The 26,158-nt window shown below is 61.6% G+C and carries 18 protein-coding genes; 13 read left to right on the top strand and 5 right to left on the bottom strand.

Annotated features, from left to right (window positions below; genetic code table 11):
* Positions 1 to 78 precede the first annotated feature (78 nt).
* The 3 genes from HMPREF2874_RS04995 (at position 79) to HMPREF2874_RS05010 (ending at position 5,604) form a co-directional block, all read left to right on the top strand.
* Entirely contained in the window at positions 79 to 672 is a 594-nt protein-coding gene (locus HMPREF2874_RS04995) for a protoglobin domain-containing protein (protein WP_005505324.1), read from the top strand.
* A gap of 456 nt (positions 673 to 1,128) precedes the next feature.
* Positions 1,129 to 1,629, top strand: a complete 501-nt coding sequence (locus HMPREF2874_RS05000) for a site-specific integrase (protein WP_256370628.1) — start codon at positions 1,129 to 1,131, stop codon at positions 1,627 to 1,629.
* Between the two features lie 1,470 nt (positions 1,630 to 3,099).
* Positions 3,100 to 5,604, top strand: coding sequence for an S-layer homology domain-containing protein (locus HMPREF2874_RS05010; RefSeq protein ID WP_070649157.1), 2,505 nt, complete (start codon positions 3,100 to 3,102; stop codon positions 5,602 to 5,604).
* A gap of 121 nt (positions 5,605 to 5,725) precedes the next feature.
* Here the strand turns inward: HMPREF2874_RS05010 and HMPREF2874_RS05015 are convergent, their stop codons facing one another.
* The 3 genes from HMPREF2874_RS05015 to HMPREF2874_RS05025 all read right to left on the bottom strand — a co-directional run bounded on the left by HMPREF2874_RS05015 (position 5,726) and on the right by HMPREF2874_RS05025 (position 11,476).
* Complete coding sequence (locus HMPREF2874_RS05015; protein ID WP_070649158.1) at positions 5,726 to 6,490, bottom strand: PspA/IM30 family protein; 765 nt, start codon at positions 6,488 to 6,490, stop codon at positions 5,726 to 5,728.
* Between the two features lie 265 nt (positions 6,491 to 6,755).
* The gene (locus HMPREF2874_RS05020) at positions 6,756 to 8,822 is read right to left on the bottom strand and encodes a TPM domain-containing protein (protein WP_070649159.1); all 2,067 of its coding nucleotides are present in this window, start codon (positions 8,820 to 8,822) and stop codon (positions 6,756 to 6,758) included.
* Positions 8,823 to 9,091: 269 nt separating this feature from the next.
* Positions 9,092 to 11,476, bottom strand: a complete 2,385-nt coding sequence (locus HMPREF2874_RS05025) for an atrophin-1 family protein (protein ID WP_070649308.1) — start codon at positions 11,474 to 11,476, stop codon at positions 9,092 to 9,094.
* Between the two features lie 767 nt (positions 11,477 to 12,243).
* Between HMPREF2874_RS05025 and HMPREF2874_RS05030 the strand changes: the two genes are divergently transcribed.
* Entirely contained in the window at positions 12,244 to 13,551 is a 1,308-nt protein-coding gene (locus HMPREF2874_RS05030; protein ID WP_070649160.1) for a S1C family serine protease, read from the top strand.
* A gap of 155 nt (positions 13,552 to 13,706) precedes the next feature.
* Here the strand turns inward: HMPREF2874_RS05030 and HMPREF2874_RS05035 are convergent, their stop codons facing one another.
* Together HMPREF2874_RS05035 and HMPREF2874_RS05040 are read right to left on the bottom strand one after the other, a co-directional pair.
* Entirely contained in the window at positions 13,707 to 14,354 is a 648-nt protein-coding gene (locus HMPREF2874_RS05035) for a uracil-DNA glycosylase family protein (RefSeq protein WP_070649161.1), read from the bottom strand.
* 1 nt (position 14,355) lies between these two features.
* Positions 14,356 to 14,823 carry a tRNA (cytidine(34)-2'-O)-methyltransferase gene (locus HMPREF2874_RS05040; protein ID WP_049333350.1) on the bottom strand — a complete coding sequence of 156 codons (468 nt, stop codon included), beginning with the start codon at positions 14,821 to 14,823 and terminating at the stop codon, positions 14,356 to 14,358.
* Between the two features lie 227 nt (positions 14,824 to 15,050).
* Here HMPREF2874_RS05040 and HMPREF2874_RS05045 point away from each other — a divergent pair, with 227 nt between their 5' ends.
* The 9 genes from HMPREF2874_RS05045 to hpf all read left to right on the top strand — a co-directional run bounded on the left by HMPREF2874_RS05045 (position 15,051) and on the right by hpf (position 25,879).
* Positions 15,051 to 16,298, top strand: a complete 1,248-nt coding sequence (locus HMPREF2874_RS05045) for a cysteine desulfurase family protein (protein WP_070649162.1) — start codon at positions 15,051 to 15,053, stop codon at positions 16,296 to 16,298.
* Between the two features lie 278 nt (positions 16,299 to 16,576).
* A complete protein-coding gene (gene mnmA, locus HMPREF2874_RS05050) occupies positions 16,577 to 17,779 on the top strand; it encodes a tRNA 2-thiouridine(34) synthase MnmA (RefSeq protein WP_070649163.1) in 1,203 nt (400 codons plus the stop codon).
* 88 nt (positions 17,780 to 17,867) lie between these two features.
* Positions 17,868 to 18,269, top strand: a complete 402-nt coding sequence (locus HMPREF2874_RS05055; RefSeq protein ID WP_070649164.1) for a chorismate mutase — start codon at positions 17,868 to 17,870, stop codon at positions 18,267 to 18,269.
* On the top strand, positions 18,259 to 19,575 hold the full coding sequence (locus tag HMPREF2874_RS05060; RefSeq protein ID WP_070649165.1) for a methionine synthase: 1,317 nt from the start codon (positions 18,259 to 18,261) through the stop codon (positions 19,573 to 19,575). The genes HMPREF2874_RS05055 and HMPREF2874_RS05060 overlap by 11 nt, the downstream gene beginning before the upstream one ends.
* Before the next feature lie 55 nt (positions 19,576 to 19,630).
* Positions 19,631 to 20,332: an MtrAB system response regulator MtrA gene (gene mtrA / locus HMPREF2874_RS05065; RefSeq protein ID WP_080974956.1), complete on the top strand. Its 702-nt coding sequence runs from the start codon at positions 19,631 to 19,633 to the stop codon at positions 20,330 to 20,332.
* Between the two features lie 48 nt (positions 20,333 to 20,380).
* Positions 20,381 to 22,144 carry an MtrAB system histidine kinase MtrB gene (gene mtrB / locus HMPREF2874_RS05070; RefSeq protein ID WP_070649166.1) on the top strand — a complete coding sequence of 588 codons (1,764 nt, stop codon included), beginning with the start codon at positions 20,381 to 20,383 and terminating at the stop codon, positions 22,142 to 22,144.
* A 252-nt stretch (positions 22,145 to 22,396) separates the two neighbouring features.
* Positions 22,397 to 24,115, top strand: a complete 1,719-nt coding sequence (locus HMPREF2874_RS05075; protein ID WP_070649167.1) for an LpqB family beta-propeller domain-containing protein — start codon at positions 22,397 to 22,399, stop codon at positions 24,113 to 24,115.
* Between the two features lie 249 nt (positions 24,116 to 24,364).
* The gene (locus tag HMPREF2874_RS05080; RefSeq protein ID WP_168165155.1) at positions 24,365 to 25,027 is read left to right on the top strand and encodes a ComF family protein; all 663 of its coding nucleotides are present in this window, start codon (positions 24,365 to 24,367) and stop codon (positions 25,025 to 25,027) included.
* A 210-nt stretch (positions 25,028 to 25,237) separates the two neighbouring features.
* Positions 25,238 to 25,879 (top strand): ribosome hibernation-promoting factor, HPF/YfiA family, encoded by a 642-nt coding sequence (gene hpf, locus HMPREF2874_RS05085; RefSeq protein WP_012903212.1) that lies wholly within the window; start codon positions 25,238 to 25,240, stop codon positions 25,877 to 25,879.
* Positions 25,880 to 26,158 lie beyond the last annotated feature (279 nt).

The raw sequence follows: 26,158 nt of genomic DNA on the forward strand, positions 1-26,158 counted from the left end.
ACGATTACACCACTCCACAGGACTTGACCTGAGCAAGAGCACGTTCTACAATTGACGCATAAGTTCAAGGGGGTTCGCATGACCGCTTACGACCACTCGTCGGGGTACACCTACGGCACCGATGCCGTCCCCACGTCTCCGCTCACACTCGAGGATCTACGCCAGATTGAGGCCGCCGCGCACGTCCAGCCCGGTGACGCAGAGCTGCTCGCGCGAGCAGAACCCATCCTGGCGCCGCATGCCATGGAAATGGTCGACACGTGGCGCGGGATTTTGGCTCAAAAGACCTACCTGGCAGCACATTCCGCGCATCCGGATGGACAGCCGAACCCCGAGTACGCGCAGGCGTCAAAGCCCCGATTCGCCCAGTGGATCATCGACATGTGCACGCGCGAGCGGGATCAGGCGTGGTTGGACTACCAGTACCTGATCGGAGCTCGACACATGACCGCGGCGAAGAACGCGGCGGATGGGGCGGACTCGACGCCATTCGTGCCTCTGCGCTACGTGCTCGCCTTCATCGCGCCGACTGTGGAGGTCGGGCACCGTCTCCTGGCGGAGGGCTTCGAGGGCGCAGAACTGGACGCTGTCCGTGACGCGTGGACTCGCGCTGTGACTGTCGCCGTGACAGTGTGGGCGTATGCCTACCGCGATCACCCCGAGCAATTCTGATCCGGCGCTCGCCACCTACGACTCCCCCATCGGCCGCCTCACGCTTGATAGCGGTGTATTCGTCTTTCGCACTCTCTGACTGCTCTCCCTGGAAGCCTCAGTGGCTTCCAGGGAGAGCTTTCTTTCTGGGTTATAGGACACTACGTGTTGCTGGTTGGGTGACTTTTCGGCTTTCTGGTGCGGGAAAGTCACTCTTTCAGTTGGTCGTGTTTGCCTCGTTCCTGTGAATACTGCATCGTGCTCTGTGTGTGGCTGCCCCATGATCCGTCACGGTAAGAAGTCAACAGGAGGTCCTTTGAAGATCGCGGTGGTAGAAGTCCGCTCATCATCAAGGACCTCGACCTCTACCCACAACCCCCGACCAATACCTGGTCACCCACACTAGTACCACCCAAACGAGGCAGGTACACGCTAGAGGACCGCGTTGCCGTCCACCGCTGCTGCATCGACCTAACCCTGCTCCAAATGGCCACAGGGCTGCGCGTAAGCGAAGCAAGAACTCTCATGTGGGACGACATCATCACCGACGACCAAAACCGCCCAGCGTGCATTATTCGGGCTGAAAACGCCAAGACAGGCACCACCCGCGTCGCGGCTCTCGTCGAGCCTGCGGTCTATGAGCACCTTACCCGTAGACGAGATGAAGTCGGTGGAGCCTACGTTGTGGGCGCACCGCTCAACCCAGACACCGAGTGGGACAGATACAACGCTCAGAAGGCTCTCAAGGCGTTCTACAAGGATCTGGCTCGCGACTGCGGAGTGCCTCTGCTGGAGACCCACCGCACCCACGTCTGGAGAACCACCCTCAACACCATGTACCGCACGGACGTAGACGCGCTACTGCGTGCTCGAACGCTCGGCCACTCGGTCGATGTGAACGCACAGGCATACTCAGACCTGTCAGACCTCACAACGCTGTACGAGGCAGCCCGAGCACGGCGTAGGGAGGAAAGGTAGTCCCTACCTTATTCCCTATCTTTCGTGAGGATATGCCGGTAACTTCAAGTATCTTTAGGGAAGGATAAGGGGACGGTTACCGCACAATATCAACGATTACTTGGCTGTATCTCACTGTTTCATTAAAAAGAGATGCAGACCCCGGAGGTCGCAGGTTCAAATCCTGTCCCCGCAACGGATAACTCCCGATAGCTTTTAGCTATCGGGAGTTTTTTTATTCCCCAAAACCCGTACCCCCCCCGCTGACCTATCTCCTTCTGCCGTCCTCCTGTCACTCTCCGACTCACCCTCCGACCGCCGGCCTGCCTTCTTTCGCCACCTTCCTGCACCTTTCCTATTGGCGACCTGTCTTCATTTGCCGCCTACCTTTCTTCTTCTTGTGCTACCTTTCTGCCGCCTGCTGGGCGGCTTTCTTTATATCCCCTGCCTTCTGTAATCTGCGGAGGGGGTCTTCTGAGCCTTGTTGGGGCGGTGCTTCGGGGAGACTGATAGGGGCTTGCCCGCTGCCCCTTCGGGGTGTTTGGGGTGGATCTTCCTGCCTCTTGAAACCTCCTCACGGAACCTCCTTATGGAATTTCATAGAACCGTCGTGAAAGTTACCCTGGACTGGTTTCGGAACGTCTCCCGATGTGTCTTTCGAGGTATTCCTCAGCGTGTCTATCGGGGCTTCAAGCGGATGTGCTCATGGGGGTGGCGGAGCCACTTCCGAGTGGTTATTGGGGGATGGTTATGCCTTCTTGAGACGCTGCTTTTGGGGGTTCTGAAATGGGGCTTGAAAGGGGTTCTGAAGGAGACTCTGGGGCGGGTCTCAAGGACCCAACGAGGGGTTCGAAGGGTGCCTGAGCGGGGGAGTGGCGAGGGGGATATTTTTGCCTCAAAGTGCATTCTCAAAGTGGAATATGCGAAAGATGCCTATATTCCGGGCTTGGAAATCACCCGTTCTGCCCCGGAATTCCGCGGTTTTTGGAAGAAAATGGTCTTCGAGTGCAACAATTCACTCTGAAAGTGATTGTAGTCACATATAAAACATTCAAGTTAATTGTAGGGTTTTTTGAAACTCTTTCAAAAAACGCTCAAAAACCCCGGAAAATCAAGGAAAAATAGCTCATTCAACCTCTAGTTGAGGGTGATTAAAGTTAAGCTAGAAGTTGAGAAAAAGCTCTTGTTAAGATTGAATCTTGTTCGATACCCAAAAATAGCCCCAAAAAACCGCTGGAAAAGGCTTTTTGACCTGGTAGCTTTGAGTACGTGGTCACCGCGGTCCGCCGCGTAGCTCTCCGGATCCACACCGCACCCCTCCATCACATGAGGACATCCCCGCAACACACACGGGGATGGTTGATGGAAGCGTCTCGTGCGGCGTCACATCCGCGGGCCGACCGCCTATAGGCTTCTCACCTATAGACCACCTATCACTCAACCACTCACGGGCGTTCACGCCCCAGAAACACCAACAACGAGGACAACCCCATGGCACTTCGCCCCCGCACTGTTAAGGCTGGCTCTCTCGCAGCCATCGCTGTACCCTCCGTGCTCGGTAGCACCCTGGTAGCACCCGCTTCCGCTTTTGCACCCGTCGTTCAGGACATCCCCGGCGCAGCTACCGCAACCCAGGCTCCGAAGTCTCTGTTCACCTCCACCGTGCAGCCGACCCTCTCTCAGGTTGCTGTGCAGATCCGTCTGCAGGCTGAACAGGCAAAGCAGACTCAGCAGGCTCCCGCAACGACTGCGGTTCAGCCCATCCAGAAGACCTACACTGCTCAGGCTGCTCAGCCCGCACAAGCAACCCAGCAGGCTGCTCCCTCAGCTACCTTCCAGTCTGCACAGGCGGCACAGGCTGCACAGCCTTCCGCTCAGCCGACCCTGGCGCAGGCTGCACAGCCTTCCGCTCAGCCCACCCTGGCTCAGGTCGCCCAGACTCCCGCAGCTACCCAGAACGCTGTAACCCCTGCCGCTCAGCCCGCGCAGACTGTACAGGCTACCCAGGCGGCATCCGGTGTGGCGGCAACCCGCACCAACCAGACTTTCCTGTCCTACACCTCCCCGGCTGGTACCACCTCGCAGTACCACGTCTACGCTGAGGGTGTGGACTTCTCCAAGCCCGTTGGCGTGGTCTTCTACTTCGACGGCGACTACTGGCGTAACGACCAGTCCAAGGTCTACGACCCCTCCGGTGAGCTGGCTCAGATGGCTGCATCCGCAGCGGCACAGAACATGCTGTTCGTGCCCGTCATCTCCCCGGACACCAACCGTTACGATGCTGGCGTGACCTGGTGGGAAAACATGGACCGTAACGGCGAGTTCTTCCGCTCCTTCGCTTCCTCCTTCATCGCGGCTAACGGCGTGGACTCCTCCAACGTGTGGACCATGGGCTACTCCGGTGGCGCTGAGTTCATCACCTACGAGCTGAACACTAAGCCCCAGACCTGGCGCAATGGCGGCGGCTCCATTATGGTCGCTGGCGGCGGCCTGGACGAGGGTACCCCCTCGGCTGCGCTGAAGTCCCAGCCCATGTTCTGGTACGCAAACTCGAACGACGGTACCGGTGAGACCTACCCGCAGACCTGGAGCGCACGAGGCGCCGTTGAGGGCGGCTACGACGCCTACCTGGCTGCTGGCTACACCAATGCTTCCGCGACCGTGCTGAATGGCTCGGGCCACTTCGACTACAACTTCTCGCAGATTCTGAGCAACTCGCTCACTAAGGGCAAGGTAACCGCCGCTCCCAAGGCTGAGCAGAAGACCGAACAGAAACAGCAGAACACTCAGCGTGCCCGCACCATGAGCTCCGCAACCTACCAGAGCTACACCTCCCCGGCGGGCACCACCTCCCAGTACCACGTGTACGCGAACAACCTGGACTACTCCAAGCCCGTTGGCGTGGTCTTCTACTTCGACGGTGACTACTGGCAGCGTGACGAGTCCAAGGTCTACACCCCCGACGAGGGCATGCTCGCGGCGATGGGCAAGATTGCTAACGCCCGCAACATGGTCTTCGTACCGATTATCTCCCCGGACACCAACGCATCCGGCAACGGCATCACCTGGTGGGAAGACATGGACGCTAATGGCGAGTTCTTCCGCTCCTTCGCGAAGTCCTTCGTTAGCCAGAACAACCTGGACGCTTCCCAGGTGTGGACCATGGGCTACTCCGGTGGCGCCGAGTTCATCACCTACGAGCTGACCGACCACAACACCGCATGGCGTAACGGCGGCGGCTCCATCATGGTTGCAGGCGGTGACTCGGACGGCTCCGTGGACGCTGACGCAACCACCAAGGCATCCCCGATGTACTGGTGGGTTGGCGCGAAGGACACCTCCGGTAACACCAACCCCGTCACCTGGAGCGCACGAGGCGCAGTCGAGTCCGGCTACAACGCATACCTGGGCGCTGGCTTCTCCGACGCCCGCGTGAAGCTGATTGACGGCTTCAGCCACCACGACTACGACCTGCCGCACATCCTGGCGTCCTCCCTGGACTTCGCCGGTAAGACCCCCGCGCTGGGCTACACCGACGTGTCCTCTTCAAACCCGAACTACAACGAGATCAGCTGGAACTCTGATCGCCGCATCATGCTCGGCTTCGCGGACGGCACCTTCCGCCCGAACGCATCGGTCAACCGTGCGCAGCTGGCAACCTACCTGTACCGCGTGGCTGGTCGCCCCGCCGTGAACGCACCGGCTGTTTCGCCGTTCAGCGATGTTCCGGCGAACCACCCCGCGTACAAGGAGATTTTCTGGCTGAGCCAGCAGGGCATCAACGGTAGCGACTTCCGCCCCCTGGAGGCCGTCACCGAGTCCACCATGGCTGAGTTCATGTACCGTGCAGCTGGCTCCCCGGCACAGGCTCAGGGCGGCTACGCGTCCCAGGCTCTGGCGTGGGCCGCCTCCAACGGTATCGGTACCGGCTCCACCTCTTCGGATGCGGTCACCCGCTCCGCGATGGCAGGCTACCTGTACATCTACGCGAACTAAAGCTCGCACCCCTTAACACATAAAGATCCGCCCCGTTCCTGAACTCATCAGGAACGGGGCGGATTCTTTATGGGTTTAGCTCAAGAAGCTATGCGCTAGACCAGGCATGAGAATCTCAGGCTTAGAGAGTCTGGGTGGGGAGTTCCACAGCCAGGGGAGTCGGAGCTGCCGGAGCGTTCTTTGCCTTCAGAGCGGCCAGGCGAGCGTCCAGCTCGGTCTCGCGCTCCATCTGGTCCAGGGTGTTGAACTGTGCATCCAGGGAGGAAGCTGCCAGCTCCTGCTGACCGATGACGCGTGCCTCTTCGCGGCGAACCTTCTCTTCGAAGCGGCTCATCTCGCTGGTCGGGTCCAGAACGTCGAACGCCTTCAGAGCGTCGTTCACCTGGGTCTGAGCTGCTGCAGTCTTCTGACGTGCGGTCAGCTCATCGCGCTTGTACTTGACCTCTTCAAGCTTGGAGCGCATCTTCTCCAGGCCGTCCTTGAGCTGGTTGACAACCTGAGTCTGGGAAGCCAGCTGAGGCTCAACAGCCTGTGCAGCCTTCTCAGCCAGCAGCTGCTTGTTCAGAGCAATCTTCGCGAGGTTATCGAACTTGTCAGCGTTGGCAACGTCGCCAGCTGCGCGGAACTCATCAGCCTTGTTAGAAGCTGCCAGAGCCTTGGTGCCCCACTCCTGAGCGGCCTTGACGTCCTCAGCGTGGTCCTTTTCGAGCAGTCGCAGGTTGCCGATGGTCTGTGCTACTGCAGCCTCCGCCTCGCGGATGTTGTTGGTGTAGTCACGAACCATCTGGTCCAGCATCTTCTCCGGGTCCTCAGCTGCATCAATCAGAGCGTTGATGTTTGCCTTAGTGAGCTGTGCAATACGGCCGAAGATGGTCTGCTTAGCCATAATCTCCTACTTTCTGTTCACGGGCTGCGGGGGAGCACTACGCTCCTCGTGAGCCGTGCCCGTATAACTAATTATGTGGCAGATTTCTGGGTGCATGCTGTGAAAATGATGCACGCCTGATTTCTGCAACCTAAACTTTTGGTAAATTACCTCAGGTGTTTTCCGACTGGGGAAGAAAGCGGTGAGGTAAGCTAGCCACCCCGCCGGTCAGACTGTAGAAAAACCTACAGAAACCGACCGACAGAATCGTTAGCATCGGAGGCGGTTAGAAGCTACCGCCGTCACCGCCGCCGCTACCCCAATCGCCGCCGCCGCTGAAGCCTCCGCCCCAGCTGCCGCCGCTACTACCGCCACCGCTGTGGCCGCCGCTGCTACCCCAGCTACTGGTGCCGGAGTTCATTGCGGTCATCAGAGCGCCCAGCAGCAGGCCCTTTGCCAGGTCACCGCCGAAGCTACCGCCGCCGCGGTCATTCTGGTTGTTGTAGTAGTTGCCGACCTCGCTCTGAGCGCGGTTCTGCGCGTCGGTCGCCTTCTGGATCGCCATGTTGGCTTCCTTCATGGCGTTCAGCGGATCCGAAGAAGCCAAGCGCTGAGCCTGACCCAGGTGACGCTCCGCCTCAGAAACAGCGGTCAGGGTCATCGGGCCCACCGCAGCACGGCGGTTATTAATGTAGCTACGCGCACCGTTCACCGCAGCGTAGGCAGAACGCATCGTACGATCCAGGTTCTGCGAAGCCGCACGAGAACGCTCGCGGGTAGCACGCATATTCGTCATTGCCTTATCCAGCTCGGCGGAAAGCTGACGCAGCTGGTTCGCCAGAGTCAGCGGGTCATTCGGGCGAGCCGAAGCGCTCTGGTTGACCTGGTTGAGCACCGCCTCCATACCGGCAGCGACCGCACCCAAATCATCGCGGCGCTGAGATGCAGCCAGGCTCTTCGCCTCAGCCACGTCACGCTGAATGCTCAGCAGGTCGGTGCTCAGACCCAGCTGAGCCTGCTCCAGCTCATGCGAGCGGGTATTCACTGCCGCACCCAGCGCCTGAATCTGCGAGGCGGCTTCCTCAGCGGTGCGCAGGTGAGCAACCGCCTCCGAACGAGCCATCGCAACGGTCGCCTGAGCCTTCTCAACCTCCGCAGCACACAGCACCATGTTCGATTCCAACAGGGTAGGAGTCTTCGAAATGGGCTCCAGCGCGCTGGGCAGGTAACGTTCCTTCAACGCGCGGTACTGGGCGGCAATCTCCTCCACCGAGGCACGCAGCTGCGGCAGACGCTGAGCCAGAGCCTCAATAGCCTGCGGTGCCTCCTGCTCCAGGTTGCGCAACTGAGCCAGCTTAGCGTCCTGCTCCTGAGCAATGCGGGTGACTTCCTGAGAGTTATCAATAATCTCAGTCAACCAGGCACGCTGCTCAGCCTCGGTATCCGGGATGCTATCGGTCAGGAGCTGCTGACGCTGGAAGGACTTACGCATCAGATCCTCAGCACGCGCAATCTCCTGGGCGAACTCAGCAACCTGCTGATCGCTGTACTGTGCGCGCGCAAAATCCAGTTCCTGCTTCGCGTGGCTCATCGTCGTATCAGCCTGCAGCAGGGCGCTACCGGCGCGAGTGCGCAGCTCCTCCAGCGGAACCTCCGGAATGGGGGAGTAGTTACGAGGCGCACCGTAGGAACGCTGAGGCTGCTGCTGAGCGTTCTTCTTCTTGCGGCGGCGGTACATCGCGTAACCGCCAGCACCCACGGTCGCCGCCGCACCCACACCGAGCACGCCGGATACAACACCCGAAGAGCTACCGCCCTTCTGAGCCTCGATACCCTCAACTGCGGCAAGAGCCGCACCCGAATAGTCGCTATTCTGCAGCTTCGGTTTGATGTAGTTCTGGTACACCTTCGTCTGCTGATCACTCGACAGGGTCTTCGTGCTACCCGCCAAGAAATACGCCTGGCGAGACTCGGTAGCAATCACCAGCACCACATCGGCAGAACCCCAATTGTTCTTCGTGGCAAGCGCCTTCGTCCAGCTCGAAGAAGTAGACGGGTTCTCAAACTTATCGATGACCACTACGTGCAAATCCACGTTGTGCTTCTTCGACAGAGCAGAAATCTTAGACTTCAGGGTAGCGGTATCACCCAAAGAGTTCGTGGAATCGTACACGGTGGTGCCCGTAATCTGCATCGGGTCAGCAGCCTGAGCAGACGTGCTCAAAAATGCAGAACCAGCCGGCAGAACCACCGGGGCACAAGAAAGACCTGCCGCCAGCACTGTGGCACCCAAGATAGTGCGCAGGCGAGGGCGTGCGGGACGAATCTGACGCGCAAAGGCGTGCTCGGTCATGGTCTTTCCTCCGTTGTCGTGAAGTATGAACGGACCTGCACTTCACGGCGTGCTTGTTCATCGCACACCTTAGTGCTGGTCACATTATTAGTGTAGCTGTGGCACAGCCACACAGACGCACAGATACGAGAATATTGCGCCGCTGTTTGCCGACCGTTTACCGACTTCCCAGGCTTTATACAGGAAAGCTGGTATACAGGAAAGCCGGTATATAAGAAAGCCAGGGTCTAGGCTCATGCTAGACCCCGGCTCACCGGCTATTCAGTTAGTTAGCGCCGGCGCGCAATCTTCAGATTGCTCATCAGGTGCTCCACTACCTCCGCGGCATCAACATCGTGGATACTCTGTGCTATGCCGTTCACCACCTGAACTCGTGAAGACGAGGCGAACATCCAGCCTAAGAACTGCACAGTATTCAGCAACCTAGAACTGCGATCTGCCTGTTCCCGCATCTGTGACCACAGGATGCGGGGGACCGGCACGTCACGACCCCTATACTCCCGGGAGCTAGCGTGAGCCTCCAGAAGCTCAGCGAGCGCCTCAATATTTTCGGTCAGCTCCTTCAAATCCTCATCCCCGGCAGAAGGGCCGACGTAATACCGATCAACCAGGCTCAAAGGCATGTAACCGCTACAGCTACTCACCCACGCCAGCTTCAAACGTAGATTCTGCAGGCGAAGCACCTGCCGTAGAAGCCGCGAATGAGTGCGCAATACCGACAGCGGCATGGAAGATAGCCTCTTCTCCTCCGAAAGCAGACCCTCGAAGGAGCCTTCCCCGGAAAACGCCTTATACGGATCCGAGACGCCCGCTAGAAGCACCGGTCCCTCGTAGTGAACGAACGCCAGAACCTCGGGAACACTCGAGAGGGAACGGATGCGCTCGCCAATGGTCGGAAGATCCTCCCCATCCGGGGCGTACTGTTCGCGGCTGAACATCAACGTCTGGATAGGCTGCTCGGCAAGGTCGGGCGAGTCATGAGCAAGCGCCCGCAAATCGGTCACGACCTCCGCCAGAACGCCGTCCTGCTCAACCTGCAGAAGCTCCTCCAGGAGCTCAATGACAGAGCGCGCCTGCAAGCTCAAGACCGCGGCGCAGAACTCCGCATCCTGAAGCTCAAGACGCACCTTCTCCAGGCGCTCTTCCAGCGTGGACTGCACGCCCTTGAGCTCAAACTCGCTCAGCTGTTCCGGGCGGAGCATACGGTGCGTACCGTCCTCGCCGGAACGGTAGAAAAGCTCGCTAAACTCCAACGTAGACTGAACGCCCTTCAACGCCCGCTCTCGCAACTCGGGCAGAACGTCAAAGGCAACTTCGGTCATCTCATTCCAGACCTTGACCTCATCGAGATTCGAGTCCTTACGAACAGTCTTCTTCCAGGTCTCGGCAAGCTGCATGGCGCGATCAAAATCGCTCAGCTCCACAAAAGCCGCCAGCTTCTGCGCGCTCTCACGTAGATAACGCACCGCGTAGAGACGGTCGCTCAAAGAGTCCGGGAGGGTATCCTCCAGCAGACGCCACCGGAAGGTGCGCTCAAAGCACTCCTCGGTCAGGCTAATGACGGTGGCGCTCAGGGAGAGCGCATGATCGCGAGCAAACGCGAAAGAGCCCGGGGTATCCGCCAGACGAGGCAGGGACGTATAAAACTCCAGCGCCCCGCTCAGCTTCAGCCGAGATACCCGGATGGTTTCTTCCAGCTCAGCGGCAAGTACCGTGCGGTCAGCCTGGGCAGTCTCCTTGAAACTGTGCAACGGAGAAACCTGCGCACGCTCCAGCGTCTGCAGGTTCATGACCGCACGCATGAGATAGTTCTCAAGAATATCAATCTGCTGCAGGCGCGGACGCTGATTCAGCGGAACATGATTCTCCTGCGTGCCCACCAGCAGATGCTGCGGCACACCGCTAATCGACGGCAGCGCAAAGACTTCATCCTCTGATGTACTGACAGAAAGCACCATGGGGTAGCGGCTGCGCTGCGCGTTCTCTAGAGGGGGAATGAGCTTGAAGTTGGTGCTCAAAGAGAAAGGGTCCGAAGGCGCCGGCTTGGGCTGGTCGGCCTCGTCCTTCTGCGTAGTTTCTTCCTGCTGAGCCGTTCCGTTCGGGGGAGTGGTCTCCTGCCGAGCGGCGCCCTCCTCCGACCGGGATTCTTCGCGCGCGCCGGACTCTCGAGCGCCCGCGGGGCTTTCCACCTGCAGGGGAGCAAGCGGGGAGGGCACCCCCTGCTTCGCTGCGGTGCTCTCAACACGGTTCTGCTGTGCGTCGTTAGCCGGGGCGGTACCCTGCGGGGCACTCGAGGGCTGCGGATTCGGCAGGTACTGCTGCGGATAGCTGACGGCACCCCGGACGGGCTGACCCTGCTGGTTCTGCGCCTGCGGAGGCTGAACATGCGGAGGGTACCCGTGCTGGGGTTGTCCCGGAGCATGGGGAGGTGCCTGCGGTGTGCTCGTCGGGTACGGGCTGTACGGAGGCGACACCCGCTGATTCTGCTGCGCGTCGTTTTTACCCCGCCGTTTCTGGGCACGGAGGCTAACCAGCAGAACGACAAGGGTGATAGCGAGTACGCCCCCGAGGAGGGTGTACAGGGGTGCAGGGCCCGCCACCGATAGCGAAGGTAGCGTGGCGAGAAGAGCGAACGCGGCGCAGGAAGTACTCATGTCTTTACGATAGCCCAGCATGCCCGGCCGTGCTCGGGAGCGTTTGAATCCGCCGCATACTAAGAGTCGATACCCGAGCCATCCGGCGGAGCGGGTGAGCCCGGGACGCGGAGCTAACGCAGGTACGAGCCCAAACAAAGATGCGGCCCCCACCCGTATTCGGGGTGGGGACCGCATCCTCATCACTCATCACTAACACATATGTCCCGGCTCGGCCTCACCCGAGCAGAAGGACACCTTTGGGGGATACACCCCATCCGTTACGGGTCTCTCAACTCCCGTACCGGAAAACTCGTTCGACGGGTAGGGTCTTATCCGTCGTCTTGGCCAACGCTATCTAGATATGGCCGCACTCTGGTGTAGCTCGTGGAGTCGTTCCTCCTGCTGGCGGCGGTACACCATGCCTGAGCAGCAGGCCACCACGCCGGCACCGATGCCGATTGAGCAAACCAATATGGCGCAAAAGATCATGGTTGCAATCACTGGAGTTCCTCCTTCGTTTATCATCTGCCCTCCACGCTACGGGTCTTCTCTGTGCTTCAGCTGTGCGTAGAGGCGGGCACCGCTGTGTAGATTGCCGTTCGCTAGATTCTCATTTGCGGGCACTTCGCGGGTAGCGCGGGGAAAAGCCGACACTCAGAAAATTCCCAGGGAACTCTACGCTGAGCGACAGTGAAAAAGCATCGAAGGGCACAAAAGACCCTCTACAGTAGATAGAGATAGTGCGCCCGAACGACGCACGGGTAGACTTCAAGGAGAACAAACCCATGACTCAGAACACCGGATGGTCTCAGGGCGGCAACGACGGTGCCTCCGACGCGACACGGCCTCTGCAGAGCGTAAACGGGCAACCCAATTACCAGGGTTATCAGCAGGCCGGGTACCAGGCCTCCCAAAACGGCTACTCGCAGGCGTACCCTCAGAACGGCTACGGGTATCGCGCGACCGCTACGGTAGCTTCCCCCGCCCCGGAGAAGAGCAAGCGTTACGGCGGCGGAGTTGTTCTCACTGCGGCCGTGCTCGCGGCCCTCGTGGGTGGCGGCGTGGGCGCCGGCGTCGGGTCCTTCACCGCCTCGGCCGGTTCCTCCTCTTCGAGCTCCTCTCGTGGATCGGTGAGCTCCAATATCAGCAACTCGTCGACTGTCACCGGCGTCGCCGAGACCGCGAAGAAGGTTCTTCCCTCGACTGTTAGCATCGTGGCATCTGACGGGTCGAGCACTGCCGGCGGCGGCAGCGGAGTCATTCTGGACAAGGAAGGACACATCCTGACGAACAACCACGTGGTGGTTTTCTCTAACAGAGAAGCCTCCGTCGTTGAGGTGCGTCTGAACGACGGTACGGTGCGCACCGCCAAGATCGTGGGGCGCGATGAAGCCTCCGACCTGGCCGTCCTGAAGATTAACTCCTCCGGTCTTGACCTGCAGCCCATCACCTGGGGAGATTCTTCGAAGCTGGTCTCGGGCGAGGTCGTGGTGGCCCTCGGCGCACCCTACAGCCGCACCGACACGGTCACCTCCGGTGTGGTGTCGAACGCGAACCGCGTGCAGCCTGCCGATGAGAAGGGCCAGAACTACATCCCCATGGTTCAGACTGACGCCCCCATCAACCACGGTAACTCCGGCGGCCCGCTCGTCAACCTCAAGGGAGAACTGGTCGGCATTAACGCGCAGGGCCAGGCCAGCCAGGACGGCGGTACCGCCGACGGCATGGCCTTCTCGATTACCTCGAACTACGCCAAGCGTATCTCCTCCGAAATCATCGCTAACGGCAAGGCCACCCACGGTTACCTGGGTGCGAACGTTAAGAACAGCCCCGCCGACACCGGTAGCGGCTCCTCGAAGCTGATTTCCGGCGGTGTGGAGATTAGCTCCGTGACCTCCGGCAGCCCCGCAGCCAAGGCAGATCTGCGTGCCGGCGACATTGTGGTGGAGGCGGACGGCCACCCCATCACGAAGAGCGACGAGCTCAACGGCACGGTGCGTGCGGCGGCGGCCGGCTCGAACATGACGCTCAAGGTTAAGCGCGGCGGAACGACCAAGGACATCACCGTGACCCTGGGCAGCGCCAGCTCGTAGCGCTAACCCGCCTCTGGCGCTCGCCTCTGCGACGGGGATGCGAGCCGACAGATACGGGCGGGTAGAAGAGCAAACAGAAACGAAGCTCCCGACCCTCGATGTGAGGGCCGGGAGCTTCGTCGTATTAGCGTTACGGGAACGGCCTTGCGGGAAGGCTAGGCGTTCTTGAGAATCTCTGCCACGCGCTTCTGCAGGGCAGGGATGACCTCCTGCTCGAACCAGGGGTTCTTCACCTGCCACCTAAAATTTAGGGGCGAAGGATGCACGAGCGGCAGGAACTTCGGAAGATAGGACTCCCACGCACGTACCGTCTCGGTCAGGTTACGTTCGGCCTTCGGGCCGCGCTTACCGTTCAGGTAGTACTTCTGGGAGTACGCGCCCACCAGCAGAATCAGCTGAACGTCCGGCATGAGATCCAGCAGCTGCGAATGCCACTTCGGCGCGAAATCCTTGCGCGGTGGGTTATCACCGTGGGCGCCCTTGCCGGGGTAGTAGAAGTCCATCGGCAGTAGCGAAACCAGCTCGGGGTCGTAGAACTGCTCATCGGTGACACCCATCCACTGTCGTAGCCTCTCGCCACTGAAATCATTCCACGGAATACGGCTCTCCTGCGCAGCCCTGCCGGGTGCCTGACCAATCACCACGATGCGTGCCCTAGGCGACGCCGAATAGACCGGCTCCCAGCCCCGCTCGGTGTACTCCTTATTCTCAGGATCCCGGCGAATCTGCTCGGCGAAGGGAGGGGTAGAACTCAGAATCTGCTGAACCATGTGCTCGGGCAAATCGTGGTGTGCGGTAGCCATGCTAGATGGCGCCTCCTTCAAATCCGTTCTGGCGCCAGGCCTCAAACACGGCAATCGATGCGGAGTTAGCCAGATTGAGGGAACGGCGGCCAGGCTTCATGGGAATCTTAACCCGTTCGGTAATGTGCTCGTCCCGCTGTACCTCGGCGGGCAGACCCACCGACTCGGGGCCGAACATGAGGACGTCTCCGGGACGGTACTCGATATCCGCGTAGGAGGTCGAGGCCGTGGTGGTGAACGCGAAGACGCGCTCCGGCTCGAGGGCTCGCCAGGCGTCCTCGAGGGTCTTATGGACGGTCACCACGGCCAGGTCGTGGTAATCCAGGCCCGCGCGGCGCAGGTGGGCGTTATCGAAGTTGAAACCCAGCGGCTCCACCAGATGCAATTCGGCACCGGTAATCGCGGCCAGTCGGATAGCGTTACCGGTATTACCCGGAATCTCGGGGGTATAGAAAAGAATCTTGAACACGTTCCTAAGTGTACCGCGCGGCCAGGTGGGCTCGGCGGGCGCCTCCGCCGCATGAGGAACCCATGACGAAAGCGAACGGGGCATCAGGTAGGGAGCGGACGAGACCGCCGCGAGCTGGGGGACGCGCTAGAATGGCCAGGTGGGCGTGTGCACCCGGCGCGTGCATCCGGTCAGCCGCGCCCCCGTTCATTCTCGCCCCTTTATTCGCGAGCAAGCAGGAGGAACACATGAGCGCAGAAACCAACCGCCAGAACGGCCGCGTCTACCTTGACCACGCCGCAACCACCGAGGTGCTTCCCTCCGCCATCGACGCGATGGTCGAACAGATGCGCGCGGGCGGCAACCCTTCCTCACTGCACGCCCTGGGCCGAGATGCCCGAGCCACCGTCGAGTACGCCCGCGAACGCATAGCCCGCGCCATTGGCGCCGACCCCGCCGAGGTTATTTTCACCTCGGGCGGCACCGAGGCGGACAACCTCGCCGTCAAGGGCATCTACTGGAAGCGTCGCGAGGAAGACGCTCGGCGTACCCGAATTCTCGTCTCCTCCATCGAACACCACGCCGTGGAAGACACCTGCGAGTGGCTTGAAAAGGCCGAGGGCGCACGGATTGAATGGATTCCCGTGGACGAACGCGGCCGCGTGAACCCGCAGACGGTCCGCGAGCTCATCGAGAAGAACCCCGAGGACGTCGCGCTCGTGACCGTCATGTGGGCCAATAACGAGGTGGGTACCGTGCAGCCCATCCCCGAGATTGCCGCTATCGCCGCCGAGTACGGGATTCCCATGCACTCGGACGCCGTGCAGGCCTTTGGCGCTGTGCCGATTGACTTCCATGCCAGCGGCACGACCACCCTCGCCATTTCCGGCCATAAGATTGGCGGCCCCATGGGCATCGGTGCGCTGGTCGCCACCCGCGCCGTGCAGATGACCCCCGTGCTCCACGGCGGCGGTCAGGAACGCTCCGTGCGTTCCGGCACCATCGACGCACCCGCCATCGCGGGCTTCGCCGAAGCCGCCGTGCACGCGGTTGAGCACCTGCCCCAGGAATCGGCCCGCATCGCCGCGCTACGCAACGAACTCGTGGCCGCCGTCAGCGCGCTCATTCCGCAGGCGCACCTGAGCGGCGAGGACCCGCTCACTGAGGAGTACCCCGGCCAGAAGCGCCTGCCCGGCAACGCGCACTTCACCTTCGAGAACGCAGAAGGCGACACCTTGCTCTTCCTGCTGGACATGCAGGGCATCAGCAGCTCCACCGGCTCGGCCTGCAACGCCGGGGTGACCCGCCCCTCCCACGTGCTCATGGCAATGGGCATGGACGAGGACACCGCCCGCAGCGCCCAGCGCTTCACCCTCGGCCACTCGAGCACCGGCGCCGATATTGCGCGCCTCATCGCGGCGCTACCCGCCGCCTACACCCAGGCCGCCAAGGCTGGGCTGTCGTCTCAGCTGCCGGACGCCTCCCGCTGGCACTAAGCATCCCCGCATAGAACGCCCCGGAACCGCCCAAAACACCCCGAAGCCCCGAACCTCACCCCTGGACCGGAGGTTCGCTGAGGGTGCACTGCCCGGTGCCGGGGCGTCGCCCTGCGTACAATAGGTAGCTACAGCCTCGGGCCCGTGCTTCTGCGCGCCCGCGCATCCGAGGCAGCCGATAGAGCATCGGCGTATAGACGACACCAACACAGGACCGGCCGAACACCCCGCCGCGCAACGCACGGAAAGGTTCGGCCACGGAAACGAGGAATAGCGTAGTGAAGATTCTGGCAGCTATGAGCGGCGGCGTTGACTCCGCCGTGGCCGCGGCCCGCGCCGTCGATGCGGGTCACGAGGTCGTGGGCGTGCACCTGGCCCTCTCGCGTATGCCCGGAACCCTGCGCACCGGCTCCCGCGGATGCTGCACCCTCGAAGACTCCATGGACGCCCGCCGCGTCTGCTCCCAGCTGGGTATTCCCTTCTTCGTCTGGGACTTCTCGGAACGCTTCAAGGAAGACGTCGTGGACGACTTCATCGCCGAATACGAGGCCGGGCGAACCCCCAACCCCTGCATGCGCTGCAACGAGAAGATCAAGTTCGCGGCCCTGCTCGAACGCGCCGTCGCCCTCGGCTTCGACGCCGTGGTGACCGGCCATTACGCCCGCGTCATCACGAACGAGGACGGTAACCGTGAGCTGCACCGTGCCGCCGACTGGGCCAAGGACCAGTCCTACGTGCTCGGCGTGCTTACCCACGAGCAGCTCAAGCACGCCTGGTTCCCCCTGGCCGATACCCCCTCGAAGGCGCAGGTGCGTGCCGAGGCCGCCGAGCGCGGCTTCTCCGTGGCGAAGAAGCCTGACTCCTACGACATCTGCTTCATCCCCGAGGGTGACACCCGCGCGTGGCTCGGCGAGCACATCCAGATGCGCCCGGGCCTCATCAAGGATACGAGCGGCCAGGTGCTTGGCGAGCACCCCGGCGCTCAGGCCTACACCGTCGGTCAGCGTAAGGGCCTGGCGCTGGGCCGCCCTGCCCCCGACGGCAAGCCCCGCTTCGTGCTGGAGGTGCGCCCCAAGGAGAACGAGGTGATTGTCGGATCCCGCGAGCTTCTGGCCGTGGACGAGATTCGCGGCATCCGCGCCACCTGGGCGGGAGTCCCGGTGGATCAGGCAGCCCGCTTCCTGCAGGAACCGGAGCAGCCAGGCGCTCGCAGCGAAGAGTTTGAGGTGACCGCGCAGGTGCGCGCCCATGCCGACCCGGTGCGCGCCAAGGCGTACCTGACCTGGGCCCCCGACCCCGAAGCTGAAGAAGAGAACGCGTTGCGCCTGGAGACCGTGGTGCGCCTGCTGGACCCGCTCTCGGGTGTCGCTCCCGGCCAGACCATGGTGCTCTACCAGGGCACCCGCGTGCTGGGCCAGTCCACGATTGCCCGCGCGTACTCCCTGAACCGCGAGGATATTCAGGAAGCCCTGGGCGCCTAAGGCACAGCAGTAAATACTCTCGCGGTTTGCCCCAACCACACCGCAGCCGCAACACGCAGAAGACCACAACCAATCTGAGGAGAAACCGATGACCGCCGAACACACGTCCTGCGAATTTGACCCTCACGCCACCTCCATGGGCGATGAGGTTGCGCCCGAGGTCTACGAGGAGCTTTTCGCGATGCGCCGCTCCATCGACAACTTCGATGCGGCCCTCGTGCACATTTTGGCGGAGCGTTTTCAGGCCACGAAGCGCGTGGGTATGCTCAAGGCTAAGCACAATTTGCCGGCGGGCGACCCCGGCCGCGAGGAAGCTCAGATTGCCCGTCTGCGCGCCATGGCGAAGGAGTCCAGCCTGGACCCCGAGTTCGCCGAGAAGTTCCTGAACTTCATCATTTCTGAGGTGATTCGTCACCACATTCGTATCGCGGCTGAGCAGCAGGACCCCGAGCAGGGCGAGAACCCCGCCTCGGCTGACCATGCAGAGTAGCCCTCGCCGGGGCGGGCGATGCCCCGCGCCGGAACCGACGCCTCAGCGTCTGCTGATGCCCGGCGAGTACCGTGCCCCCGAGGGCGACGAGCTGGACGAGCGGGAGCTCGCGGCCCTCGCCGCCGAGCGTCCTCTGGTGCGCGCCAGCGGCACCGGGCCCTTCCCCGGAACCTCCCTGGCGGAGGCGATGGCCCGCATCGAGGGGGAACTGGGAGCACCGCATCTGCCCTATCTGCCGCAGCTGCCGGCTGCCGGCTGGAAGGGGACCGCGACCGCGCGTACCCTGGCAATCTGCGAGGGAATCGCCTTTGATGGTGCATCCTTCGGCTGGCGCATGGTGCACAGCACCGGCCGCGGCGCACGCGAATCGGCCCTTGCCGAGGACCGGCTGCTCTCGGATATCAATCTTCTGGCTGACCGAGTGGGCTCACGCGCTTCGGGTCGCCGCACCTCAACGCAGACCGGGGGAGAGGGACCGACCCGCCCCGCCTACAAGATCCAGCTCACCGGTCCGTTGAGCCTCGCCGCGCAGGTGTACCTGCCCGGTGGCGAACGGGCGATGAGCGATGCCGGCGCGAGCCGCGATTTGCTGGATTCTTTCCTCGAGGGTATGGAACGCTGGTTTATTCTCCTGCGGGAGGCCCTGCAAGCCCCGACCGCGCCGCTGGCCGTGCAATTTGACGAGCCAGAATTTCAGCGCCTGCTGGAGGGCTCTATCCCCACCGTGAGCGGCTTCCGCACTCTGCCGGCAATTGAACCCCACGTCTATCGCGAGGCGTATCGGCGACTGACGGAGCGGTGCGCCGAACTGAACCTGCAGGTCATCCTGAATATCGACGGTACCGGGGTGAAGCCGTTGCGCGCGCCGAAGGTGAGCGTCAAACCCGCCCCGAGCCTGGACGCGCTCGAGATGTTCAAAACCATGCAGGCCGCAGCCAACCCCGCCCTGCCCTGCGCCCTGATGCTGCACCCCGACCGCTCCCGTCCGCGCGGGGCGGGAACGCTGCACGTGCCGCCCCTGAGCGATCCACGCTCTTGGGAACCTATCGCCCAGCTAGTGGATGCGGGGGCCCGCATCTGGCTGCCGGTCGTCACCGAGGAAATGGTGCCTCACCAGGCACGACGCCTTTTCAACCTGTGGCGCGAGGTGGGGTTGGAGGTCCGTCAGCTGAGTTCCGTGGGCCTCATGCCCGACGACGCTCGTCTGCCCGCCGAAGGCTACGCTTCGCTGAGCCTCATGGAGGCGACGGCTTCTCTGGCGCGAGTGGCAGAGTGTGCCCGAGCCCTGGGCGAGTGCGGGGTATGATTAGAGGAATGACATTTTAGTGTAAGTAATTTCGGCAATTCTTTAGGGAGGTACTGTGAGCGTAGGCGACGCACACACCATTCTGGTGGTTGATGATGATGACGCCCTGGCGGAGATGATTGGTCTTGTGCTCGCACAGGAGGGGTTCAACGCCGTTTTTTGCGAGAATGGTGCACGCGCTTTTGAAACCTTTATGCGCTCCACTCCCGACCTGGTTCTTCTGGACCTAATGCTTCCCGGAATGAACGGTATTGAGGTGTGTCAGCAGATTCGCCGTTCCTCGAACGTGCCGATCATCATGCTGACCGCCAAGAGCGATACCGAAGACGTGGTGAAGGGCCTGGAGGCCGGCGCCGACGACTACATTGCCAAGCCGTTTAAGCACGCCGAGCTGTTGGCTCGCATCCGCACCCGTCTGCGCCCGCGTGAGAGCCGCCAGCTGGTCGTGTCGATTGGCGATATCGTCATGGATATGGACGGCCGCACGGTGAAGTACCACGACACCGAGGTCCCGATGACTCCGCTGGAGTTCGATCTTTTGGCGGCCCTGGTGCGCCACCCCGGCCAGGCCCTGAGCCGTCAGGAGCTGCTGGACATGGTCTGGGGTTACACCGACGTGAGCGATTCTCTGGTGAATGTGCACGTCCAGCGCTTGCGTGCAAAGTTCGACGAGCTGGGCGCGGATCGCTTTATCCAGACAGTGCGCGGTGTCGGATACAAGATTCCGACCGAACTGGTTGGTTCCTCCGCAAACTAAGCGGGAACACACGACGACTCTCACCACAGTGGCGAAGGGATAACCTGATTGTCTGTTGCGAAGTCGCGCCGTAAGCACGGCGCTTTGGCGGCGGAGGCGGTTGCCTCCGCCTCTTCGCGTACCCGAACCCCTCGGGCGCGGGAGAATCGCAAGCCGCGCCGAAACATTCCGCAACGGATGCGCAGGCTCTGGCGTGAATCCCTTCAGTTCCGTGCATTGGCAACCGCCGGCGTGCTCATGTTCCTGAGCTTCTTGGCGGTGGGCTGGTCCCTGTCGAGCCAGATCGCAACGAGCCTGTTCGAGAACCAGAAGTCGCAGGCACTTCAGGAGTCGATCAGCGGTTTCCGTAACGTGCAGAGCGTGCTGAAGTCCTCCGAGATGCGAAGCGACAGCGAGATTCGTCGTAACGTGAGCCGTACCCTGACGGTCTTGGACGCTGGCGCATCCGGCAAACGTAGCTGGATCCTTGTGCCGCTGGAGGGGCAAGGCAAGCAGGGTTTTATCCCCGAGCAGAGTAGCGATAAGTCCCTGAACTCGTCGAGCATCCCCACGGATTTCAAGAACACCGTTCGCGATAGGGACGGCGTGTATTGGCAGACCTCCACTATTACAACGTTTGAGAATAACCGCGAACGCACCTACCCCGTGCTTATCGTGGGTACGCACGTTTCTATCGCGCAGAATCCTAGCTACGGTCTGTTCACCGTGTACGACATGACCGATTCGTCCGAGACGATTGCGCACATTAACTTCGTGCTGTTCGGCGGTTTCTGCGCCCTGCTGACCGTGGTGCTGTCCGTGGTGTGGTTCGTGACCCGCTTCGTGGTGCGCCCGATTACGCAGACCGCCATCACGGCGGAGCGTCTGGCCGCCGGTGATTTGGACCAGCGCGTGTCGGTTAAGGGCGAGGACCAGGCCGCGCGTTTGGGTATTTCCTTCAACCGCATGGCCGATTCTCTGCAGGAGAAGATTGTTCAGCTGGAGCGCCTGTCGACCCTGCAGCAGCGCTTCGTCTCGGACGTGTCGCACGAGTTGCGCACCCCGCTGTCCACGGTGCGTCTGGGCACCGAGCTGCTTTACGACTCGCGTGAGAACATGACCCCGATGCAGGTGCGAAGCGTGGAGCTTCTACACGGTCAGGTGGACCGCTTCCAGTCGATGCTGGCCGACCTGCTCGAGATTTCGCGCTTCGACGCCGGTAGTGCAATGCTGACGATTGATACCGAGGACTTCATTCAGGTGCTGTCGAATATTCTGCAGGAGGCTCTGCCGCACCTGGAGCGGACGAACACGAAGTTGAATGTGCACACGAACCACGAGAGCATCATGGTCGATATGGACCGTGTGCGTATTGAGCGTGTGCTGCGCAACCTGCTGTATAACGCGATTGAGCACGGTGAATCCCGACCGATTGATGTGTATGTCGATGCGAACGCCACGAACCTGGGTATCGCCGTGCGCGACCACGGTATCGGCCTGTCCGAGGACGAAGCTGTTCAGGTCTTCAACCGTTTCTGGCGTGCCGATACCTCGCGTAAGCGCACCCTGGGCGGTACCGGCTTGGGCCTGTCGATTGCGGCTGAGGATGTGCGCCTGCACGGAGGCACGCTTGAGGCATGGGGCGAGAAGGGCCGCGGCGCCTGCTTTACGATGAACCTTCCGCTGGTTCACGGCGCTCCGCTCGGGGAGTCCCCGGTTCTGGCGACCGGCGAACCGGAAGCGTCGACTAACCGTCCCGCGATTGCGCAGGATACCCTGCCCTCGATCGATCCGCGGCAGAAGAAGGACACCGCGGAGGGTGAGGAAGGGTAGCTTCCTAACCTTACCCAAACCGTCAAGGGCATGCCTTTTTTCGGGGGGAGTGTTCCCACCCCGACGAGGCGCGATGTTTTTCTGGCGATCAAAGGGAATCCATGGATGATTCGCACGCGCAATGTGCCCCGTCACATTGCGTGCACGAGGTACCTAGCCAGTACAATCGAGGAACGTATATTTTCACTCCGCTGTTACTTCTACGGGAGCGACGGCCATAACGTCACTGTTCTAGAGGAAGGTCTGACCCCTATGTCCCAGGGCGCTGTTTTCTCTCGGCGCGTTGCGCTCTCTGCGGGCGTCGCCTCGCTGGCGGCGCTCCTCAGCTCCTGTGCCGGTCTTCCCTCGAATGACCACGTGACGCAGCACAGTAGCACTCTGGGAGCGAAGGATTCGAAGACCTCCCCGGCGCGTGCGCCCGGCCCGTTGGCCGGTGCTACCCCCGAGGCCATTATCGAAGGCTTTGTCCGTGCTGGAGTCGACAGCATCGAGAACTACGCTGTGGCCCGCCAGTACCTGAGCTCCTCGTATAACCAGCATTGGAACCCCCTCGGCACGACTCGCGTGTACCGCAACACGATTCAAGCCCAGGCCGACGAGGGAATCTCTTCTTCTAACTCGGCGGAGAGCACCTACCATGTGCGCTTCCAGCAGACCGCTACGGTGAACAGCCAGGGCCTGACGAGCACCTTCCCCGAGGCGCAGACCGAGGCCCAGGACTTCAAGCTGGTCAAGGAAGACAACCAGTGGCGTATTAGCTCCTGCCCCGATGGGCTGTGGCTTGACGGCAGCGAATTTGAGCGGGTGTTTAGTCCCTACCGCCTGTATTTTTACGATCGAGCCTTCCGCTACGCCGTGCCCGATATCCGGTGGTTCCCGCACATCGAGAACTACTTTGAACTTTTGGTGCGCATGTTGATGTCCGGCCCTGCATCCTACCTGAAGGGTGTCGCCTTCTCCGCCCTGACCGACTCCATGACCTTGGACGAGGCACGCCTCGCCAATAACCAGGACGCCACGGTGCGCCTGACGGGTGAGCGTCTGGATGATTCTCGCCTGGCGCGTATCCGCGAGCAGATTGTTCACGGGCTCAGCAACTTCTCCGGTCTGGAGAAGACCGAGGTGTACTACAACGGCACCCTCATTCCCGAGCAGACTCCGAACGGGTACATGCCCGTACCGCTGACGCTTTCGGTCCCCGACCGTACCGTGGCCATCACCGCGAACGGGCAGATGGTGGCCCGCGATAACTACATGAGTGCCTCGGGCGAGCAGATGCTCCTGCGCGGTGTCAGCCAGCTGAGCGCCCCGGCGATGAGCTACTCGGGCGATATGTTTGCCTGCCTGGCGAACGATGCAGGCAGCCTGTACACGGTGTACCAGGGGACCGCCCGCCGAGTGTGGCAGGGAGCGAACCTGACCGCCCCGACCTTTGACGCGTACGGTTGGGTGTGGACCGCCGATGCCGAGGGCACGGTGCGCGCCTTCAAACCGAGCTCCGAGGACGCTCAGGAACGCGAGCGCGGGGTCGATATCGGTATGTCGTGGCCGCGCAACCTGAGCTTCACCAGCATCAACGTGTCACACGATAGCGCGCGCATTGCGATTGTAGCCTCCACGGAGGGCGCGTCGGCCGTGATTATTTCGGGTGTGGTGCGTGACGATACGGGTAAACCGCTCAACCTGACCGAGATGGTGCGTCTTAGCTCCTCGGTGGTGCCCCGTAGCGCGCGATGGGCAGGCGATCAGAACGTCGTAGTGGTGAACGTGAAGAACGGTGAATCCGAGGTAATCTCGCTGAGCGGTGAGGAGACGAAGCTGGATCGTCTGGACGGCGTGATGAGCGTGTCGACGGCCGATAATACCTCCAACATCATTGCCCACCGCTCCGATGGTTCCTGCTATGTGCTGGAGGAGCGCGGCTGGACCCGCTTGGATACCCTTCTGCACGAGATTAGCTACGCCGGTTAGGGCGCTTGCATGAATTCACAACAGCGTGGTTTGAATTCTGAGCGGGCCCCAGGCCGGAAGCCCGTGCGTGGTTCGGAGCACCCCGTGCGCTGGGTGGAGAGCGCGTGGGGATCACTCGGTGAGTTGCTCCTGCCGCGGTCGTGTTCCTGCTGTTCCGCGGTGTTGCCGTACGGTTCGGGGCCCGCGCTCTGCGGCGGGTGCCTGAACCGCTGGGAGCGCGCCTGCGCGAGGGTCGAGCGGGTGCATCCGGTGCAGGACGTCCCGGAAACCGTGGCGGCTTCGCGCTACGACGGGATTGTGCCCGGGGTTGTCCTGGGGATGAAGAACGCGGGGCGGACCGATCTTGTGCCGTTGATGGGGGAGGCCCTGGCCCGTTGCGTGTACGAGTTGTTGCGCGCGCACCGAGGGGAGCTCGTGCGGAATCCAGCACCCGGTGCCGCCAAAAGCGAGGTCCTGCTGATCCCCGCCCCATCCTCACCCGCGAGCGTGCGTCGACGAGGCTACGCCCCGGCCTCGCTCCTGGCCCGTGAGGCGTCCCAACGGTTGAAGGGGCGCCTTCCCGCCGGCCTGCAGGTGACGTCTCTGGACATCATGGGGTACGCCTCCAGCTCGCCCGGGGTTGCCGGGGGAAATCTTGGTAGCGTTGCGGGGGCCCTAGCCGGGCGTCTGGGCGGCGCCTCCGGGGGAGGAGAACAGAAGACCCTGACCGCGGTGGCTCGTTCCGAGCGGATGCACGGGGCCCTGCGCGTTCTGGAGCCGGCCCTGGTTGAGGGGCGGCTGTGCATCGTCTGCGATGATGTGGTGACGACCGGCGCAACGGCCGCGGAGATGGTCCGTGCTCTGCGTGAGGCAGGTTCCGTGGTGCTGGGCGTGTGTGCCGTAGCCTCCGTGCCGAAGAAGGCCTCGCTCTAGTACCTAATCCGTGAGATGCGCCTTTTCTGTGAATGGGTCTGCAGATTGTTCTGACTATTGATAAATAGAGAGTAATGTAGGCGAATATTTGTCACATATAGTGATGTATGGCATCCATTCGTATTAGAATATAGACAAGGGAACGGCATTGGAGTCGAACCCCCGTACCGGGTCCAACCGGACGCGGTATAAGCCCCCAACCTGGAGGGAATGATCGTGGAAGTCAACATCTACGGCCGCAATATCAAGGTCACCGAACGCCTGGAAGAGTACGTGAACGACAAGGTTCAGAAGTTCGCTCAGCTCGGCGATAACGTGAAGGACATTGACGTCAAGTTCAGCAAGGACGGTCACCTGGGTGGCGAGTCCATCCGCGTTGAGATTACCGTTGTTGGTACCGGCCCCGTCCTCCGTTCCGAAGCCCAGGGTCACGACAAGTTCGCGGTCTTCGATGAAACCTACGGCAAGCTCCTGGAGCGTCTGCGCCGTGCACGTGACCGCCGCAAGCTGCACAAGCGCGGTGGCAAGCACCCCGTCTCCGTGGCGGACGCTACCGGCTCGATTCCCGTGGTTACCGAAGCAATTACCGAGATTCTGCTGCCGGATGTTCCGGTTGAAGAAGCAGCATTCGACAACAGCGAGGTCACCCTCGCCGACGAAGCCGCATCTCCCATCGAGATTCGCCACAAGAGCTTCAAGGGCGAGCGTCTGACTCCTGCAGAAGCTGTTGACCGTATGGAACTGGTCGGCCACGACTTCTACCTGTACATTGACAGCGAGACCGGCGCACCGGCTGCGGCATACCGCCGTAAGGGCTGGAGCTACGGCATCATTACTCTGGACAACGAGTAAAAACTAACGTACCTGCTGGATGCTGAGGCGTAAGGCTCTTTAGGGGTCGTACTCAGCGAGTAGGCTCAAGACCCGGGCGGTCTGGGAATACACACCGTGTTTCTCCAGGCCCCCGGGTTTTTCTTTGCCCTCCACACATCTGTTCCTTTAGACGGATGGATCGGCTCTGCCTCAACCGGAGGGTGAAAGATTCGAGTGTCACCAAATGTCACCTCGTGGGCGCAGAGCGTAAAAAAGAGCTCGGACGGGCGAATTAGGCGGCTCTGCCATACAATATGT

The organism is Rothia sp. HMSC068F09, from assembly GCF_001812775.1.
In the GTDB taxonomy this organism is placed as follows: Bacteria; Actinomycetota; Actinomycetes; order Actinomycetales; family Micrococcaceae; genus Rothia; species Rothia mucilaginosa_A.